Here is a 223-nt window from a genome sequence, read left to right as displayed (position 1 = left end):
GGCGTTGTACGACACGAATGAAGCCACGGCCAACAGCCGTATCAATGCGCGTCTGCCCTATATCTTTCTGCTGTCACGGATTTCCCACTATCTGAAGTTAATCCAGCGGGAGAACATCGGCACCACCAAGGACAGGCGTCTGCTCGAAATTGAGTTGAACAACTGGATCAACACGCTGGTCACGGAGATGACCGATCCGTCAGACGATGTGCAGGCGTCTCAC

General features: G+C 53.8%; 1 pseudogene. It reads left to right on the top strand.

The window, feature by feature from the left end:
• Nucleotides 1-223, top strand: a pseudogene (locus tag ABR397_RS24190) (type VI secretion system contractile sheath large subunit); the annotation flags it as partial.

The organism is Photorhabdus viridis, from assembly GCF_040256935.1.
In the GTDB taxonomy this organism is placed as follows: domain Bacteria; phylum Pseudomonadota; class Gammaproteobacteria; order Enterobacterales; family Enterobacteriaceae; genus Photorhabdus; species Photorhabdus viridis.
The sequence above is the reverse complement of the archived record's forward strand: the minus strand, read 5'-3'. Positions and strand labels throughout refer to the sequence as shown.